This window comes from Pseudomonas sp. GW821-FHT09H03 (assembly GCF_059415945.1).
Genome location: NZ_JBWKOF010000016.1, coordinates 104,903 through 123,348, shown reverse-complemented (window position 1 = coordinate 123,348; position 18,446 = coordinate 104,903). Strand labels below are relative to the sequence as shown.

Here is an 18,446-nt window from a genome sequence, read left to right as displayed (position 1 = left end):
GCGCCTTTTCCCCGAATCCATTGCTCCCTCCTGAAAATAGGTCAGAAGGTGTAAACCTTATTCAGGACGGGACACCGACCAAAGAAAAGCCCGCTGAAGATCAACGCTTCAGCGGGCTTTTTCATACCACTCACAAATCAAGGCGCAAACGGCATTACCCGCTTGTGATGAGTCTTGTTGTACGTATCACAAATGATCTTGAACGCTTCCTCGCGCACCGGCTCACCATGCAGAAACGCGTCGATCTCGGCATAGGTCACGCCATGGGACGCTTCGTCAGGTTTGCCTGGGGACAGGTCTTCAAGGTCGGCCGTCGGGATTTTTTCCACCAGCGACTCCGGTGCGCCGAAGCTGCGAGCAATGGCACGCACCTGGTTTTTCACCAGGCCGCTGAGGGGGGCCAGGTCACAGGCGCCGTCACCGAATTTGGTGAAGAAGCCCATCACCGCTTCAGCCGCGTGGTCAGTTCCGATCACCAGGCCGTGAGCCGCACCGGCGATGGTGTATTGGGCGACCATGCGCATCCGCGCCTTGGTGTTGCCGAGCACGAAGTCCACCGATACCGCATGCTTGCCTTCAAACGCCGCCACTTCATTGGCCAGGGATTTGACCGCCGGGCCGATGTTCACGGTGTGGCGCTCGTCCGGTTTGATGAAGTCCACGGACGCCTGCGCGTCGTGTTCATCGAACTGGGTTTCGTACGGCAGGCGTACGGCGATGAATTTGTAGGCGGCGTCACCGCTGCGCTGGCGCAGTTCGCGGATGGCGCGCTGTGCCAGCAGGCCGGCGGTGAGCGAGTCGACGCCACCACTGATGCCCAGCACCAGGGTTTTCAGTCCGGAATTGAGCAGGCAATCCTGAATGAAAGTAACGCGCCGGGCCACTTCGGCTTCAAGCGCGGCCTCGTCGGCGAACGGCGGCTGGACATTGAGCTGTTCAGCAATCTCACGCTGTACGGCTTGCATGAATTCACTCCTTGCTAGATAGACTGGATGGGGCAGGAACCTGGAACACGTGTCGCAGATAGGCGACGAAATTCGGGTCTTTACAGTGAGTCTTGCCTGGCTCGTCGGAGATCTTCGCCACCGGCTGGCCGTTGCAGGCAGTCATTTTAAGCACGATGCTCGTCGGTTCGACACCGGGAATGTCGCACGTCAGGTTGGTACCGATGCCGAAACTGACATTGATCCGCCCGCGCAGCGCCCGGAATATCTCCAGGCACCGGGGCAGGGTCAGGCTGTCGGAGAAGGTCAGCGTCTTGCTCATCGGGTCGATGCCGAGCTGGTGATAGTGGGTAATGGCTTTCTCCGCCCACAGGATCGGGTCACCGGAGTCATGACGCAGGCCGTCGAACAGCTTGGCAAAAAACAGATCGAAATCGCCAAGGAACGCATCCATGGTGATGCAGTCAGTCAGGGCGATGCCGAGCAGGCCACGGTACTCGCGGACCCAACAGTCGAGAGCGGCAATCTGGCTGTCGATCAGCCGTGGGCCGAGTTGCTGATGGGCCATGATCCACTCGTGGGCCATGGTGCCCAACGGTTTCATGCCCAGCTCCCGGGACAGGTGCACATTGCTGGTGCCGACGAAGCGTCCGGGGAAATCATGCTTGAGCACGTTCACCACTTCTTCCTGCACGCGGTACGAAAAACGCCGACGGGTGCCGAAATCGGCTACCTGCAATTCGGACAATTCGTCGCTGCCGGCGTTGGCACTCAGCCAGTCGAATTTGCTGTAGAGCTGCTCGCGCGCCTGTTCCAGAACGACTTCCCGGTAGCGATAGCGGTTGCGCACTTCGCTGATCAGCGCCAGAAGCGGCACTTCGAACAGAATCACGTGCAACCAGGGACCGCGCAGGCGGATGAACAGCTCGCCGTTTTCAATTCCCGTGTGGATGTAGCGCAGATTGAAACGGAACAGCCCGAGAAAGCGCAGGAAATCCGGTTTCAGGAAGCTGATGCGCTCCAGGAAACTCAACTGGTCGGCACTCAGGCTCAACTCGGCCAAGCGCTCGATCTGGAAACGGATTTCCGCCAGGTACGGGCGCAGATCCTCGCCATTACGACAACGAAACTCCCATTCGACTTCCACGTTCGGGTAGTTGTGCAGCACCGCCTGCATCATCGTCAGTTTGTAGAAGTCGGTGTCGAGCAGGTTCTGCACGATGCGATCGGCAAACACACTCTCGCTCATAACGGGGGTCTCCAGGCGGGTCGCGGCCTGTGGTCGCGACGGTTCAGCTGTTTCAACGAATGGGCGTAGTGGCGCATATCAATGGCCAGAATTGCCAGCAATTTCCAGACCGCAGCAGATCCCCTGTGGGAGCGGGCTTGCTCGCGAAGGCGGAGTGTCATTCAACATGGATGTATGACACACCGCCTTCGCGAGCAAGCCCGCCCCCACAGGGGTTGGGTACACCTTTAAATTTGTGAAATGTCCGGGCTATCAATCTGCTCCAGCATCCACTTCACAAATACCCGCACCTTGGGCACTTCCGCCGAATGTTCCGGATAGGCCAGGTAGTAAGCGTCGCTGCTGGGCATTGCATGCTGCCAGGCAATGACCAGCTTGCCGTCAGCCAGTTCCTCTTCCACCAGAAAACGCGGCAACAGCGCCACGCCACAACCGACCTGGGCGGCGCGAATGCACATGTAAAAGGTTTCGAAGCGCGGGCCGTGGTAGCTGTGTTCGGTGTGGTAGCCCTGACTGTCGAACCAGTCATGCCAGGCTTGGGGCCGTGAGGCGTTTTGCAACAGGACCAGATCGGCAAGTTGCGTCGGGTCGGTGAACGGCTTGGCGGGCAGGCTGTCGGGGGCGCAGACAGGCACAAGCTCTTCACCGAACAGTTTCAGGCACTCAGTGCCGGGCCGTGCGCCTTGGCCGAAGTAGAACGCCAGGTCACTGCGACCTTGCAGCAGGTCGTCGGCTTCCTGCTCATTGCACAGGTCCAGATGGATTGACGGGTGGCGCAGGCGCCAGCCCTTGAGGCGCGGCACCAGCCAGCGCGCGCCGAAGGTCGAGGGCGTCGAGACACGCAGGACTTCGGTTTCACCGCCGTAGGAACGCAAGTAGTGGGTCGACATCTCTACCTGAGTCAGGATTTTTCGTACTTCCACCAGGTACAGATCGCCGGCGGGCGTCATTTGCAGGCGTCGGCGAACCCGGCGAAACAGCAGGTGCTGCAACAACTCTTCGAGTTGCGCGACCTGTTTGCTCACGGCGCTTTGGGTCAAATTCAGCTCTTCGGCGGCCCGGGTGAAGCTCAAATGCCGGGTCACGGCTTCGAAACACTGCAGCGCAGTGATCGATGGCAAATAGCGTTTGTTCAGCATGGGTGGTCCTTTGTGCTTATTTCTTATTGCCAACAATGCGCAGCATGAATAAACGGAATGATATCTCTCTTAAAGGTCGTTTGTTGAGTAACCTGCGGGAGGCTAAAACTACAGGTCTGATCAGCCGTGAGACATCGGCTGCACGCATTCTGTCTTTTGCTTGAGGAGTGACCCATGGTTGCCGCATTGCTTGATCGTCTAGGTGTGAACCCGGCCCTTTACCAGAACGGCAAAGTGCCGGTTCATTCCCCCATCGACGGCAGTCGCATCGCCGCCGTGAACTGGGAAGGCGCTGCCGAAGTCGAGCAGCACATCAGTCGCGCAGATCATGCGTTCGAGTTGTGGCGCAAGGTGCCGGCACCACGCCGTGGCGAACTGGTGCGGCAACTGGGCGATATCCTGCGTGAATACAAGGCTGACCTCGGCGAGTTGGTGTCCTGGGAAGCCGGCAAGATCACCCAGGAAGGCCTGGGTGAAGTTCAGGAAATGATCGACATCTGCGACTTCGCCGTCGGTCTGTCCCGCCAGCTGTACGGTCTGACCATCGCCTCCGAGCGTCCTGGCCACCACATGCGTGAAACCTGGCATCCGCTGGGCGTCGTCGGCGTGATCAGCGCTTTCAACTTCCCGGTCGCGGTCTGGGCCTGGAACGCCACGCTGGCACTGGTCTGCGGCAACCCGGTGATCTGGAAGCCGTCAGAGAAAACCCCACTGACCGCGCTGGCTTGCCAGGCTCTGTTCGATCGCGTGCTGAAGAACTTCAGCGACGCACCTGCGCACCTGAGCCAGGTAATTATTGGCGGTCGCGATGCCGGTGAAGCTCTGGTCGATGATCCGCGTGTTGCGCTGGTCAGCGCCACCGGCAGCACTCGCATGGGCCGCGAAGTGGCACCGAAAATCGCCGCGCGCTTCGCCCGCAGCATTCTGGAGCTGGGCGGCAACAACGCGATGATTCTCGGCCCAAGCGCCGACCTGGACATGGCCGTTCGCGCCATTCTGTTCAGCGCCGTCGGCACAGCCGGTCAGCGTTGCACCACGTTGCGTCGTTTGATTGCCCACGAATCGGTCAAGGAAGAAATCGTCACCCGTCTGAAAGCCGCCTATTCCAAAGTGCGCATCGGTCACCCACTGGAAGGCAACCTGATCGGCCCGCTGATCGACAAAAACAGCTTCGAAAATATGCAGGATGCTCTGGAGCAGGCCCTGAGCGAAGGCGGCAAGGTGTTCGGCGGCAAGCGCCAGCTGGAAGAGCAGTTCCCGAATGCCTATTACGTTTCGCCGGCCATCGTCGAAATGCCGGAGCAGAGCGATGTGGTCTGCCACGAGACCTTCGCACCGATTCTTTACGTGGTCGGCTACAGCGATTTCCAGGAAGCCCTGCGTTTGAACAACGCGGTGCCACAAGGCCTGTCGTCCTGCATCTTCACCACTGACGTGCGTGAAGCCGAACAGTTCATGTCCGCGGTGGGCAGCGATTGCGGCATCGCCAACGTCAACATCGGCCCGAGCGGCGCAGAAATCGGCGGCGCGTTTGGCGGGGAGAAAGAAACCGGTGGCGGCCGTGAATCCGGTTCCGATGCATGGCGCGGCTACATGCGCCGGCAGACCAACACCGTGAACTATTCGCTGGAGTTGCCGTTGGCTCAAGGGATCACGTTCGACTGAGTCTCAAGTCGAACAAGATTTCCTGTGGGAGCGGGCTTGCTCGCGAATGCAATCTGTCAGCGATATTAATGGTGACTGACATACCGCTTTCGCGAGCAAGCCCGCTCCCACACTGATTTGTGTGGGTGGTTAGGTTTCTGTTGGAGTCTGGCAATGCCGTTACGCGAAGAATGTCTGTGGGAAAAACTGACGCCGCAAAGGCCCGACAACTCGGCGCTCAAGGGGGAAGTAAAAGTCGATGTATGCGTCATCGGCGCCGGCTTCACCGGTTTGTCGGCGGCGGTACATCTGCTGGAACAAGGCAAAACTGTCTGTGTGCTGGAAGCCCATCGCGCTGGCCACGGCGGTTCCGGGCGCAATGTCGGGTTGGTCAACGCCGGCATGTGGATTCCACCGGACGAGATCGAAGCCGGGTTTGGCGAAGAGGTTGGCAGCCAGCTCAATCGCATGCTCGGTGCGGCTCCATCCCTGGTGTTCAGCCTTGTGGACAAGTACAACATCGATTGCCAGTTGCGCCGCGAAGGCACGCTGCACATGGCGCACAACGCCCGTGGCGAATCGGACTTGCGCAGTCGCGAAGAACAATGGAAGCGCCGTGGGGCGCCGGTGGAATTGCTCACCGGTCAAGCCTGCGAGCAAGCCACCGGCACTAAAAAGATCGCCGCTGCGTTGCTCGATCGCCGTGCCGGCACCCTCAATCCGATGGCCTACACCACCGGCCTGGCCAAAGCGGCTATCGGCCTTGGTGGACAGCTGTTCGATCATTCCCCGGTCACCCGGCTCGAACGCCAGGGGCAGCGCTGGTCGGTGCAAACCGCCCAGGGTTCGGTACTGGCCGAGCAAGTGGTCATTGCTTCAAACGCTTACACCGAAGGCGACTGGACCGAATTGCGGCGCAATTTCTTCCCCGGTTATTACTATCAAGTGGCGTCGGTGCCGTTGACTGAAGACGCTGCGCAGCAAATCTTGCCCGGTGGCCAAGGGTCCTGGGATACCCGCCAGGTCCTGAGCAGTATCCGTCGAGACAAAGACGGGCGCCTGCTGCTTGGCAGTCTCGGCAACGGCAATCAAAAGCCGGCCTGGTTTCTCAAGGCCTGGGCCGATCGGGTTCAGCAACACTACTTCCCGTACCTCAAGCCGGTGGAATGGGAATGCACCTGGACTGGTTGCATCGCCTTCACCCCCGATCATCTGATGCGCCTGTTCGAACCGGCGCCCGGCCTGGTGGCAGTGACCGGTTACAACGGCCGGGGTGTAACAACGGGTACAGTGGTCGGCAAAGCCTTTGCCGATTACTTGTGTAACGGAAATCCTCAATCCTTGCCGATACCCTTCGCCCCCATGCAACCCTTGGCGGGAGTCGGATTGCGTAGTTGTCTGTACGAGGCGGGTTTCTCGCTGTATCACGCAGGCCAGTGCCTGCGGATCGTGATTTGATTGTTGATATCGATAGCAGAAAGCGGCGCTTTTTCGATCTGCAGCTAGCCTGTAGTGGTGCGGGTTGTAGCAGTCCCGCACCAGCAGTGTGCACTTCGGTGACGCACGATGTTACAGGCTGGTTGCACGTCGTTTGGTGTCGCGGTTGCAATGATGGCGCGCGTGGGTTGCGCCTCAAAAAAACTTAGGTTTTACCTTCCGCGGTTTAGACGGTTGCACGCCCAATGAAAATGGGCTCGAGACAGTCGAAATAATAATAAAGCAGCGACTTTTTTCAGAATAAAAAACCGATGGCACGGCCCTTGCTCTGAGCAGTCAGAGAAGTCGCAGTGCCAATTAAAAAAACCATGGAGCACCACCTCATGTCCCAGACGTTTTACAAGAAAGGTTTTCTGGCCCTCGCAGTGGCAGCTGCGTTGGGTGTTTCTGCGTTTGCTCAGGCTGACATCAAGATCGGCGTAGCGGGACCAATGACTGGCGCCAACGCGGCATTCGGCGAGCAGTACATGAAGGGTGCACAGGCTGCGGCCGATGCGGTCAACGCAGCGGGCGGCGTAAACGGGGAAAAAATCGTACTGGTCAAGGGCGATGACGCCTGCGAACCGAAACAGGCTGTGACGGTCGCCAAGGACCTGACCAACCAGAAAGTCGCCGGCGTGGTCGGTCACTTCTGCTCCTCGTCGACCATCCCGGCCTCCGAGATCTATGACGAAGCGGGCATCATCGCAATCACTCCAGGCTCCACCAACCCGGCTGTTACCGAGCGCGGCCTGAGCGCCATGTTCCGTATGTGTGGGCGTGACGACCAGCAAGGCATCGTTGCCGGCGACTACATCGTCGACGTGCTCAAGGGCAAGAAGGTTGTCGTGCTGCACGACAAGGACACCTACGGCCAAGGCCTGGCGGATGCCACCAAGGCTCAACTGGTCAAGCGCGGCGTAACGCCTGTGCTGTATGAAGGCCTGACCCGTGGCGAGAAAGACTTCAGCACCATTGTCACCAAGATTCGCGGTGCCGGCGCTGACGTCGTCTACTTCGGTGGCCTGCACCCGGAAGCCGGTCCTCTGGTGCGTCAACTGCGTGAACAAGGGCTGAAAGACGTCAAGTTCATGTCCGACGACGGCATCGTGACCGACGAACTGGTGACCACCGCTGGCGGTCCGCAATTCGTTGACGGCGTGCTGATGACTTTCGGTGCCGACCCTCGCCTGCTGCCAGACAGCAAGGCTGTGGTAGACGCCTTCCGCAAGGCCGGTACCGAGCCTGAAGGGTACACCCTGTACGCCTACGCTTCGGTACAGACCCTGGCTGCGGCCTTCAACGGCGCCAAGTCCAACAAGGGCGAAGAAGCGGCTGCATGGCTGAAGAAAAACCCGGTCAAAACCGTCATGGGCGAGAAGACCTGGGACGGCAAGGGCGACCTGAAAGTGTCCGACTACGTGGTTTACCAGTGGGACAAGGACGGCAAATACCACCAGCTGGAAAAACAGAAGTAAGGGCTTACCTGATCAGTTGAGCCGCGCTGCTCCCCTGCAGGAGCGAGCATGCTCGCGAAAAACGTCAACGATAACGCGTGCTTGCTGGTTAAACGCGTTGTCCTCAGGTTCTTCGCGAGCATGCTCGCTCCTACAGGGGGGCGGTGGTGGCTTGCCTGATCGTGTCTAACATCGCTCCGACGTACATCTGTATTTTTCTTAGAAGAGCCGCACACCCACAGGTGTGCAGGTTCTCATTGCGTGAGATTGCGTTATGGATGGTATTTTCCTGCAGCAACTGGTCAACGGCCTGACCCTCGGGTCGGTCTATGGCCTGATAGCCATCGGCTACACAATGGTCTACGGCATCATCGGCATGATCAACTTCGCCCACGGCGAGGTTTACATGATTTCCGCTTACCTCGCGGCAATCAGTCTGGCTCTGCTGGCATACTTCGGTATTGAATCCTTCCCGCTGCTGATGCTCGGCACCCTGATCTTCACCATCGTCGTCACGGCGGTGTATGGCTGGGTCATCGAGCGTGTCGCCTACAAACCCCTGCGTAACTCCACTCGACTGGCACCGCTGATCAGCGCCATCGGTATCTCGCTGATCTTGCAAAACTATGCGCAAATCGCCCAGGGCGCCAAACAACAAGGTGTTCCAACGTTGCTCACGGGAGCCTGGCGTGTCGAGGTCGGTACAGGTTTTGTGCAGTTGACCTACACCAAGGTTTTCATTCTGGTCGCCGCGTTTGTCGGCATGGCCGCGCTGACCTACATCATCAAGTACACCAAGCTCGGCCGCATGTGCCGTGCAACCCAGCAAGACCGCAAGATGGCTTCGATCCTGGGGATCAACACCGACAGGGTGATTTCCTACGTGTTTATCATCGGTGCAGCGATGGCGGCCCTGGCCGGCGTACTGATCACCATGAACTACGGCACATTCGACTTCTACGCCGGCTTCATCATCGGGATCAAGGCGTTCACCGCCGCGGTACTCGGCGGGATTGGTTCGCTGCCTGGCGCCATGCTCGGCGGGATTATCCTCGGGATTTCCGAGTCGCTGTTTTCCGGTCTTGTGAACTCGGACTACAAAGACGTTTTCAGCTTCTCGCTGCTGGTTCTCGTTCTGGTCTTTCGGCCCCAAGGCCTGCTCGGCCGTCCTCTTGTGTCGAAGGTGTAAACGATGTCTTCAACCACTAAAAAAACCATTGATATCAAAAAAAGTCTGGTTGACGCGATTCTTGCCGGCCTCATTGCCCTGATTGTGTTCGGGCCGATTGTCGGCGTCGTACTCGATGGCTACGGCTTTAACCTGGAAACCACCCGGGTGGCCTGGATTGTCGCCATAGTCATGGCGGGTCGATTCGCCCTGAGCATGTTCCTGCAAACCCCGAAGGGTCTGAAAATTCTCGAAGGTTTTGAGTCTACCGGTTCCGGGGTCCATGTTCTGGCGCCAGACTACAAGTCGCGGTTGCGCTGGATCATCCCGCTGGTGATCGTCATCGCCGTGGTGTTTCCATTTTTCTCCAACTCCTACCTGCTGGGCGTGGTCATTCTCGGGTTGATCTACGTGCTGCTGGGCCTGGGGCTCAACATTGTGGTCGGCCTGGCCGGCCTGCTTGACCTGGGTTACGTGGCGTTCTACGCCATCGGCGCCTATGGCCTGGCACTCGGTTATCAGTATCTGGGCCTGGGTTTCTGGACGGTGTTGCCACTGGCGGCAATCACAGCCGGGCTGGCCGGTTGCATCCTGGGTTTCCCGGTGCTGCGCTTGCACGGTGACTACCTGGCGATCGTGACCCTGGGCTTCGGTGAAATCATTCGCCTGATCCTTAACAACTGGCTGTCCCTGACCGGCGGCCCAAACGGCATGCCTGCACCACTGCCGACTTTCTTCGGCCTGGAGTTCGGCAAGCGGGCGAAGGATGGTGGCGTACCGTTCCATGAGTTCTTCGGTATCGCCTACAACCCGGACGTGAAGTACTACTTCATCTACGCGGTGTTGTTCCTGGTCGTGTTGGCTGTTTTGTACATCAAGCATCGTCTGGTGAAGATGCCGGTCGGTCGTGCCTGGGAAGCGCTGCGTGAAGACGAGATCGCTTGCCGCTCCATGGGGCTGAACCACGTGCTGGTCAAGCTCTCGGCGTTCACCATCGGTGCATCGACGGCCGGTCTGGCGGGTGTGTTCTTCGCCACCTACCAGGGCTTCGTCAACCCGACCTCGTTCACCTTCTTTGAATCGGCCCTGATCCTCGCCATCGTGGTACTCGGCGGCATGGGCTCGACCATCGGCGTAGTGATTGCAGCCTTTGTGTTGACCGTCGCCCCGGAGTTGCTGCGAGGCTTCGCCGAATACCGCGTCCTGCTGTTCGGCATCCTGATGGTGTTGATGATGATCTGGCGACCACGCGGCCTGATTCGGATCAGCCGCACCGGTGTGACCCCGCGTAAAGGAGTAGCGCCATGAGCGAAGTCGTACTCTCTGTCGAGAAGCTGATGATGCACTTCGGCGGCATCAAGGCGTTGAATGATGTGAGCCTGCAGGTCAAGCGCAACTCTATCTTCGCCCTGATCGGCCCCAACGGCGCCGGCAAGACCACCGTGTTCAACTGCCTGACCGGGTTCTACAAGGCCTCCGGCGGCAAGATCGAACTGAACGTGCGCGGGCAGCAGACCAACGTCATCCAGTTGCTGGGCGAATCGTTCAAGCCGACCGATTTCGTCTCGCCAAAAAACTTCATCACCCGGCTGCGCTACAAGATGTTCGGCGGCACCCACCTGGTGAACCGGGCCGGGCTGGCGCGGACCTTCCAGAACATTCGCCTGTTCAAGGAAATGTCGGTACTGGAAAACCTGCTGGTGGCCCAGCATATGTGGGTCAACCGCAACATGCTGGCGGGCATCCTCAACACCAAGGGCTACCGCAAGGCCGAAAGCGATGCGCTGGACCACGCCTTCTACTGGCTGGAAGTGGTGGACCTGGTGGACTGCGCCAACCGCCTGGCGGGTGAATTGTCCTACGGCCAACAGCGCCGCCTGGAAATCGCCCGGGCCATGTGCACCCGTCCGCAGATCATCTGCCTCGACGAACCGGCCGCCGGCCTCAACCCTCAGGAAACCGAAGCGCTGAGCGCGATGATCCGGCTGCTGCGCGACGAGCACGATCTGACCGTGGTGCTGATCGAACACGACATGGGCATGGTAATGAGTATTTCCGACCACATCGTGGTGCTGGACCACGGCATCGTCATCGCCGAGGGCGGCCCCGACGATATCCGCAACGACCCGAAAGTGATTGCAGCCTACCTGGGCGCCGATGAAGAGGAGGTGGTATGACCCAACCCATCCTCGAACTCCAGGAACTGGACGTGTTTTACGGGCCGATCCAGGCCCTGAAGAAAGTTTCGCTGCACATCAACGAAGGAGAAACCGTCAGCCTCATCGGTTCCAACGGCGCCGGCAAGTCGACCCTGCTGATGTCGATCTTCGGTCAGCCGCGCGCGGCGAACGGGAAGATTCTCTATCAGGGCGTGGACATTACCCACAAGTCGTCGCACTACATCGCCTCCAACGGCATCGCGCAGTCGCCGGAAGGGCGGCGGGTGTTCCCCGACATGACCGTCGAGGAAAACCTGCTGATGGGCACCATTCCGATTGGCGACAAGTACGCCAAGGAAGACATGCAACGCATGTTCGAGCTGTTCCCACGGCTCGAGGAGCGGCGAACCCAGCGAGCGATGACCATGTCCGGTGGCGAGCAGCAAATGCTCGCCATCGCCCGTGCGCTGATGAGCCGACCCAAGTTGTTGCTGCTGGACGAGCCGAGCCTGGGGCTGGCGCCAATCGTGGTGAAGCAGATTTTTGCGACCCTGCGCGAACTGGCCAAGACCGGCATGACCATCTTCCTGGTGGAGCAGAACGCCAACCACGCGCTCAGACTGTCGGATCGTGCGTATGTGATGGTCAACGGAGAAATCCGCATGACGGGTACCGGCAAGGAGCTGCTGGTCAACGAGGATGTGCGTAACGCGTATCTTGGTGGGCACTGATTCCACGCTGAAGTAACCAAGCCCCGACGAGCAATCGCCGGGGCTTTTTTACATCCCCGAAACGGTGCTCATCCCTTGTGGGAGCGAGCCTGCTCGCGATTGCGGCGGTACAGTCAGCATCGAGGTGACTGACACTGCGCAATCGCTAGCACAGGTTTTTTGCAGGCATTCAGGAAATTGTGGAAAACAAATTTTCCAAGCTCCGAAAGCGCGACATAAAGCCGCTGTAAATAGTTGTTTTGACACGGTTTGGACTTGTCCCCGTTTGCTGTGGAACTGGCTGTGAATAACGTGGGAGTAGCTGGCTGAAAGCCTCTGAATCCGTGGCTTGCGTGGGTGTGGTTGTTTTTTGATCAGGCGTTTTTACGTAGCCTAAAGCCTGCTTTGTCAACCTTTTTGTTGATGATGAAACTGCGTCAAAATGGCGTGGATAAGCCTGTGGATAAGTCTGTGATTAAACTCTGGAAAGACTTCGCTGAAGGCCGTGGTTACTGGCTTGGCGCCATCGCCCGTTTGCCCGGTCGATCGTGCAAAATGCCATGGACTACACCGCAGACTATCGAGGGTCAAGCAAAAAAGTTTCAAATCACCGCGCAAAGCCTTGTGGATAGCGGCTTGCAGCTTTTCCACTTGCCCCCAAAGACTGTGGACCGGCCTGTGGATAACGTGCGTGCACATGGCGCAAAGCCCCGTACCGTAAGGCGCGCAATGGATTGGCTGTTTTTTGTACAGTGTCGGCCCGCCGGGAACGTGTTGCCGGTATGAGCGCGGCGCGGCATGCTGCCTGCTGATTTTCTATTCCAATGGCTGGCGATCAGCCGACGCAAGGAGAACACGATGTCCAACACCCTGTTTATTACCGGCGCGACTTCCGGTTTTGGTGAAGCCTGTGCCCGTCGTTTTGCCGAGGCCGGCTGGAAGCTGGTGCTGACAGGTCGTCGTGAAGAGCGCCTGAATGCGCTGTGCGCCGAGTTGTCGAAGCAGACCGAGGTTCATGGCCTGGTGCTCGATGTGCGCGACCGCAAGGCCATGGAAGAGGCGATCGCCAACCTGCCGCCGTCCTTCGCCAAATTGCGTGGGCTGATCAACAACGCAGGGTTGGCCCTGGGTGTTGATCCAGCGCCCAAGTGCGACCTGGACGATTGGGACACCATGGTCGATACCAACGTCAAAGGCCTGATGTACAGCACCCGTTTGCTGCTGCCTCGCCTGATCGCCCACGGCCGCGGTGCCGGCATCATCAACCTTGGCTCCATCGCCGGTAACTATCCGTACCCGGGCAGCCACGTCTACGGTGCGACCAAGGCATTCGTCAAACAGTTCTCCCTGAATCTGCGTTGCGACCTGCAAGGCACCGGTGTGCGCGTCAGCAACATCGAACCGGGCCTGTGCGAGAGCGAGTTCTCGCTGGTGCGGTTTGCCGGCGACCAGGAACGCTACAACGCGACCTATGCCGGCGCCGAACCCATCCAGCCGCAAGACATTGCCGAGACCGTCTTCTGGGTCCTCAATGCTCCGGCACACATCAACATCAACAGCCTGGAGCTGATGCCGGTCAGCCAGACCTGGGCTGGCTTCGCGATTGAGCGCAAGGCTTAAGACCGAGTAACGGCCATTCGCGGGCTTGCCCGCGAAGGGGCCGGAACAGGCAGTACAAGACATCAGCTAGACTCCTCCCTCAAGTAACCCGCCGTACACGGCGGTCTAGAGGTATTAGAGGAGCTCAAGTGAGTAATCGAGGCGAGCAGTCGCTGCTCAAACAATCAACCTTTCTGATGCTCGCCGTGACAGTCGCCGGGATCATCACCGGTTTTGTTTCGGGCGCTCAATCCATCCTGTTCGATGGCTTCTTTTCGTTAATCGCAGCCTTCATCAAGGTGCTGATGCTGATCACCGCCCGGCTGATCGCCAAGGAAAGCAATCAGCGCTTCCAGTTCGGCTCCTGGCACCTGGAGCCCATGGTGCTGGTGATCGAAGGCAGTTTCATATTCCTGGTGGCCGTTTACGCCTTTCTCAACGGTGTGTTCGGCATCATCAGCGGCGGCCGCGAGGTCGAGCTCGGGCTGGTGATCTTTTATGCGGCGGTGTTTACGGTCGTTGAACTCATTTATTTCTTCTACGTCCGCCATCGCAATCGCACACTCAAATCATCACTGATTCAGTTCGACAACATCAGTTGGCTGGTGGATGCGATGCTGTCGGCGGGCCTGCTGGTGAGTTTCCTCATCGCGTTGCTGCTCAAAGTTCAGGGGTACGACGAATGGGCGGTGTATGTCGACCCGCTGATTCTGATTCTGCTGGCCTTGGGCATGCTTCCCCCGGCTTTCAAAATCCTTGGTCCGGCTTTGCGCGAAGTGCTGGGTATCGTCCCGGATCAACTGGACGACAAGGTGCGTCAGGTGATGGAAGCGGCCAAGCTCGAGCACGGGTTCGATGATTACATTTCCTACGTGCAGAAACACGGACGGGCGTGTTTTATCGAGATTCACGTGGTGCTGCCGGGGGATTACCCGATCGATGGCGTTGGGGACCTGGACCGGTTACGGGAGGACATTTCCGCGAAACTCGGCAAGGCGGATGCGGCGAGATGGTTGACCATCAGCTTCACTGGCGACCGCAAGTGGATTGAGTAGCACGTATAGCCAGATCGCAGCCTGCGCCAGCTCTGCCGGAGGCTGCGATCTTTCGCAGGTCAGGCAAGGTAATCGGCCAACCCGCGGTAACAAGTCGCCAGGTGATAAGGCGTGGTCGATGGCATGTCGCGACGGCTCACTTCACCATGTTCATCCCGGCATTCATACCAACCGTGCGCGTGCAGCGAGTGCTGCTTTAATGCCTGCAATTGACGCAACACCACGGCTTCGCTGTGCGGGCGTAGCGTCAAGGCGCGCAGGTACTCGGCCTGTGCCCAGATGCGTTGCGTAGCGTCCCGGGAGCCGCCATCCGGCCCGAGGTCCAGCATGGCCCGCACGGCTCCGGTCTGTTGCTCGACGCCCAGTTGCTCGGTAAAGGTGAACGCGCGTTCCAGCGAGTCATGCAACTTCGAGCCACGCAGCAGCTCGCTGGACTCCAACAGGAAATACCACTCGAACTGGTGGCCCGGCTCGAACCAGTTATCCACAGCATCGAGCGGCTTTTCCATCAGCACACCGTGTTGTGGATCAATAAAACGCTTTTGCATGGCTGTGCATAACTCGACAAGCGCCTGTTGTACGGCGAGGTCTTCGCGAACCGATAGCGTGGCGAGGAAGGCTTCCGCCAGGTGCATCAGCGGGTTTTGCAGGGGGCCGCTATCAAGGCAAGACCAATCGCGCTCGAGCGTGGCTTCGTACAGGCCGTCGCCCGTGGCGAAACGTTGCGACACCACTTCCAGGGCGGCGTTGAGCACCGACTCCACTAACGGCTCGCGGACCTTGTCCCAGTAATGGGCGCAGGCGAACAGGATGAAGGCGTGGGTGTACAGGTCTTTGCGCTGGTCCAGCGGCGCGCCCTGTGCGTCGACGCTGTAGAACCAGCCGCCGTGCTCGGCATCGTGGAAATGCCGCTGCAGGGAACGGAACAGCGCTGCGGCGCGCTCTTCGGCGGCCGGCACCTGGCCGATCAGGCTGGCAAACACAAACAGCTGCCGCGCACAGGCCATGGCCCGGTAACGCTGTGGGGGCAGCGCATGCTGCTCGGCGTCCAGTGCCTCGTAAGGCAGCGCCATGTCGGCATTCCAGCCCGGGCCTTGCCAGAGCGGCACAATGACGTCCAGGAAATGCTGTTGCACTGAAGCGAACAGGGCGGTCAGTTCAGGCTGGGAGGCGGAGCGGGAAACATGCGGCATTGGCTGGCGTCGTCACGGCAGGGTTAATTGCGCGACATGGTAGCAGAGAGGCTGACCGCAGAGATGCGGTGTCTGTCAGGCCGTCATCGCGGGCAAGCCCGCTCCCACAGGATTTGCGCCGAATCTTAATAGTGTGGACACCCTGTAAATTGTGGGAGCGGCCTTGCCCGCGAAGAGGCCGGTTCAGGCAACAGAGACTCAGCCTGCCAGCAGCCATGCCCCGGTCGCCGCCGAAGCAGCACCGGCCAGTCTCACCAGTGGTGCGGCGGCCTGCGGCAGTACCCGCACCAGCGCATATCCGCCGGCGTGCAACACCGCCGTCGCGGCTACAAATCCTGCGGCATAGGTCCAGGGACTGGTCATTTCCGGCAACTCCAGGCCATGCGCCACGCCATGGAACAGCGCAAACAACGCTGTCGCGCCAACCGCCATGGCCAATGGCGGACGCACCGCCAATGCCACTGCAAGGCCCAGGGCCAGCACTGAAGCGGCAATCCCGTTTTCCAGCGCCGGCAGGTTGATCCCGGCAAAGCCCAGCAGCCCGCCGATCAACAGGGTGCCAACAAAGGTACACGGCAGGGCCCAACGCGCGATGCCTTGCTGCTGCGCCGCCCACAGGCCGACCGCCAGCATTGCCAACAAGTGGTCGAGGCCGCCGAGCGGGTGGCTGATGCCGGCGATCAAGCCGTTGTCGCCGTGCCCCGGGTGGGCGAAGGCGAGGGCCGGGGTCAACAGCAGGGCCGTCGCGGCGAGGATGCGTTTGAGTGTCATGGATAAGCTTCCTTGTTGAAAAGTCGTTATCAGGCAGCCGTCAGCAGGCCCTGGCGTTCGATGAAGGCGATGATCTCTTCCAGGCCCTGGCCGGTTTTCTGGTTGCTGAACACGAAGGGCTTGCCGTTGCGCATGCGTGTTGTGTCGCTGTCCATCAACGACAGCGAAGCACCCACCAGCGGCGCGAGGTCGATCTTGTTGATCACCAGCAGATCGGATTTACAGATTCCCGGCCCGCCCTTGCGTGGCAGTTTGTCGCCGGCGGACACGTCGATAACGTAGATGGTCAGGTCGGACAGTTCCGGGCTGAATGTGGCGGAGAGGTTGTCGCCACCGGACTCCACCAGAATCAGGTCCAGCCCCGGAAAACGCCGGTTCAGTTGATCCACCGCTTCAAGATTGATCGAGGCGTCTTCACGGATCGCCGTGTGCGGGCAGCCACCGGTTTCGACACCGATGATGCGTTCCGGCGCCAGGGCCTCGTTGCGCACCAGGAAATCGGCGTCTTCGCGGGTGTAGATGTCGTTGGTGACGACGGCCAGGTTGTAGCGCTCGCGCAGGGCCAGGCACAGGGCCAGGGTCAACGCGGTTTTACCGGAGCCGACCGGACCGCCGATACCGACGCGCAGGGGTTGTGCGTTCATGTGATTCTCCAAAGTAAGGGCCCTAGGAACGGAATAGACGGCTGTATTGGCGCTCATGGGCCATACACGCCAGGGACAGGCCGAAAGGGGCGCTGCCGTAATGCTCGGGATCGATTTGAGTGGCGTGGTGTTGAGCTTGTTGAAGGAGCGGCACCAGTTCGCTGGTCAGGCGCTGTGCGGCTTGCTGGCCCAGGGGCAAGGTTTTCATCAGTACCGCCAGTTGGTTTTCCAGCCAGCTCCACAGCCACGCGGCCAGCGCATCCTGCGGGCTGATCTGCCAGGCGCGAGCGGCCAGGGCCCAACCAAGCGCCAGATGTGGCTCGGGACGCTGCTGGAGAAACCTGCGGGCCGCCTCATCGAGTTCCGGCAGGCCATTGAGCAGTTGCTGAAGGGAATAGCCCATCTGCCGGCTTTCCTGATGCAGCTCACGGGTTTCCCGGCTGGCGCGATGCTCTTCGCAGCGGTGCAGCAACTCGCCCCAGTTCTCCTCCACGGCGGCCACGCAATGGGCGAGCAGCAATGGCGCTTCAAAGCGCGCCAGATTCAACAGCAACTGATCGCTGATCCAGCGTCGGGCACTGTCGGGGTCGTTGACGCGGCCGTTATCCACCGCCATTTCCAGGCCTTGAGAATAGCTGTAGCCGCCAATCGGCAGTTGCGGGCTGGCCAGGCGCAAGAGCGCCCAGGCCGGGTTCACAGTCGCACACCGAACTGGTGCAGTTTCGGCGCGTAGTTGAAGTCTTCGTCGCCGTGGCGCGAATGGTGGTGGCCGCCGCCGTATGCGCCGTGTTCAGGCTGGAACGGTGCTTCGATCGGTTCGACCTGTGCGCCCAGCTGTTCGAGCATGGCCTTGAGGACGTAATCGTCGAGCAGGCGCAACCAGCCGTCGCCGACTTGCAGGGCTACGTGACGGTTACCCAGATGATAGGCGGCGCGAGTCAGTTCAAAGGCGTTGGCGCAGGTGACGTGCAGCAGCTGCTCCGGACGTGCGCAGACGCGGACAATGCGACCGTCTTCGGCGTGCAGGTATTCGCCGTCATACAGGGGAGGCTGGCCGCGCTCCAGAAACAACCCGACGTCCTCGCCCTCGGCACTGAAACAGCGCAAACGGCTTTTGCTTCGGGCCTCGAACGTCAAGTGAAGCTCGGCGGCCCACTCAGGTTGAGGGTCGATTCTGCGATGAATCACCAGCATGGGATGACTTCCAGCAATGGACAATGCTCAGGCTAGAGCAAGGG

At 59.7% G+C, this 18,446-nt stretch carries 18 protein-coding genes; 10 read left to right on the top strand and 8 right to left on the bottom strand.

The genetic code is table 11. From position 1 onward, the window contains the following. Positions 1-137 precede the first annotated feature (137 nt). The 3 genes from nadE to AC07OG_RS21695 form a co-directional block, all read right to left on the bottom strand. Positions 138-965, bottom strand: a complete 828-nt coding sequence (gene nadE, locus AC07OG_RS21705) for an NAD(+) synthase (RefSeq protein WP_060542759.1) — start codon at positions 963-965, stop codon at positions 138-140. 4 nt (positions 966-969) lie between these two features. Next, positions 970-2,193: a nicotinate phosphoribosyltransferase gene (pncB, locus tag AC07OG_RS21700; RefSeq protein WP_060542760.1), complete on the bottom strand. Its 1,224-nt coding sequence runs from the start codon at positions 2,191-2,193 to the stop codon at positions 970-972. A 227-nt stretch (positions 2,194-2,420) separates the two neighbouring features. After that, a complete protein-coding gene (locus AC07OG_RS21695) occupies positions 2,421-3,332 on the bottom strand; it encodes a LysR family transcriptional regulator (protein WP_218425756.1) in 912 nt (303 codons plus the stop codon). A 174-nt stretch (positions 3,333-3,506) separates the two neighbouring features. Here AC07OG_RS21695 and amaB point away from each other — a divergent pair, with 174 nt between their 5' ends. The 10 genes from amaB (at position 3,507) to AC07OG_RS21645 (ending at position 14,600) form a co-directional block, all read left to right on the top strand. Further along, the gene (gene amaB, locus AC07OG_RS21690) at positions 3,507-4,997 is read left to right on the top strand and encodes an L-piperidine-6-carboxylate dehydrogenase (protein ID WP_060542762.1); all 1,491 of its coding nucleotides are present in this window, start codon (positions 3,507-3,509) and stop codon (positions 4,995-4,997) included. 153 nt (positions 4,998-5,150) lie between these two features. Next, a complete protein-coding gene (gene amaA, locus AC07OG_RS21685) occupies positions 5,151-6,434 on the top strand; it encodes an L-pipecolate oxidase (protein ID WP_495068047.1) in 1,284 nt (427 codons plus the stop codon). Positions 6,435-6,796: 362 nt separating this feature from the next. Beyond that, on the top strand, positions 6,797-7,930 hold the full coding sequence (locus AC07OG_RS21680) for a branched-chain amino acid ABC transporter substrate-binding protein (RefSeq protein WP_218425758.1): 1,134 nt from the start codon (positions 6,797-6,799) through the stop codon (positions 7,928-7,930). 253 nt (positions 7,931-8,183) lie between these two features. Further along, positions 8,184-9,098, top strand: coding sequence for an ABC transporter permease subunit (locus AC07OG_RS21675; RefSeq protein ID WP_046819754.1), 915 nt, complete (start codon positions 8,184-8,186; stop codon positions 9,096-9,098). A 3-nt stretch (positions 9,099-9,101) separates the two neighbouring features. Then, positions 9,102-10,385: a high-affinity branched-chain amino acid ABC transporter permease LivM gene (gene livM / locus AC07OG_RS21670; RefSeq protein ID WP_060542765.1), complete on the top strand. Its 1,284-nt coding sequence runs from the start codon at positions 9,102-9,104 to the stop codon at positions 10,383-10,385. Continuing rightward, complete coding sequence (locus AC07OG_RS21665; protein ID WP_060542766.1) at positions 10,382-11,254, top strand: ABC transporter ATP-binding protein; 873 nt, start codon at positions 10,382-10,384, stop codon at positions 11,252-11,254. Before livM ends, AC07OG_RS21665 begins: the two co-directional genes overlap by 4 nt. Then, complete coding sequence (locus AC07OG_RS21660; RefSeq protein WP_060542767.1) at positions 11,251-11,967, top strand: ABC transporter ATP-binding protein; 717 nt, start codon at positions 11,251-11,253, stop codon at positions 11,965-11,967. The genes AC07OG_RS21665 and AC07OG_RS21660 overlap by 4 nt, the downstream gene beginning before the upstream one ends. A 336-nt stretch (positions 11,968-12,303) precedes the next feature. Beyond that, a complete protein-coding gene (locus tag AC07OG_RS21655) occupies positions 12,304-12,732 on the top strand; it encodes a hypothetical protein (protein WP_495068046.1) in 429 nt (142 codons plus the stop codon). Positions 12,733-12,804: 72 nt separating this feature from the next. Further along, the gene (locus AC07OG_RS21650; RefSeq protein WP_060542768.1) at positions 12,805-13,566 is read left to right on the top strand and encodes an SDR family oxidoreductase; all 762 of its coding nucleotides are present in this window, start codon (positions 12,805-12,807) and stop codon (positions 13,564-13,566) included. 128 nt (positions 13,567-13,694) lie between these two features. Then, positions 13,695-14,600 carry a cation diffusion facilitator family transporter gene (locus tag AC07OG_RS21645; protein ID WP_060542769.1) on the top strand — a complete coding sequence of 302 codons (906 nt, stop codon included), beginning with the start codon at positions 13,695-13,697 and terminating at the stop codon, positions 14,598-14,600. Between the two features lie 59 nt (positions 14,601-14,659). Here AC07OG_RS21645 and AC07OG_RS21640 read toward each other — a convergent pair whose 3' ends face one another. The 5 genes from AC07OG_RS21640 to ureE all read right to left on the bottom strand — a co-directional run bounded on the left by AC07OG_RS21640 (position 14,660) and on the right by ureE (position 18,402). After that, positions 14,660-15,793 carry an AGE family epimerase/isomerase gene (locus AC07OG_RS21640; protein ID WP_060542770.1) on the bottom strand — a complete coding sequence of 378 codons (1,134 nt, stop codon included), beginning with the start codon at positions 15,791-15,793 and terminating at the stop codon, positions 14,660-14,662. A 198-nt stretch (positions 15,794-15,991) separates the two neighbouring features. After that, positions 15,992-16,564, bottom strand: a complete 573-nt coding sequence (locus tag AC07OG_RS21635; protein ID WP_495068045.1) for a HupE/UreJ family protein — start codon at positions 16,562-16,564, stop codon at positions 15,992-15,994. A gap of 29 nt (positions 16,565-16,593) precedes the next feature. Then, a complete protein-coding gene (gene ureG, locus AC07OG_RS21630) occupies positions 16,594-17,208 on the bottom strand; it encodes an urease accessory protein UreG (protein WP_060542772.1) in 615 nt (204 codons plus the stop codon). Between the two features lie 22 nt (positions 17,209-17,230). Further along, entirely contained in the window at positions 17,231-17,905 is a 675-nt protein-coding gene (locus AC07OG_RS21625; RefSeq protein WP_060542773.1) for an urease accessory protein UreF, read from the bottom strand. Further along, complete coding sequence (gene ureE, locus AC07OG_RS21620; protein WP_060542774.1) at positions 17,902-18,402, bottom strand: urease accessory protein UreE; 501 nt, start codon at positions 18,400-18,402, stop codon at positions 17,902-17,904. Before ureE ends, AC07OG_RS21625 begins: the two co-directional genes overlap by 4 nt. Positions 18,403-18,446 lie beyond the last annotated feature (44 nt).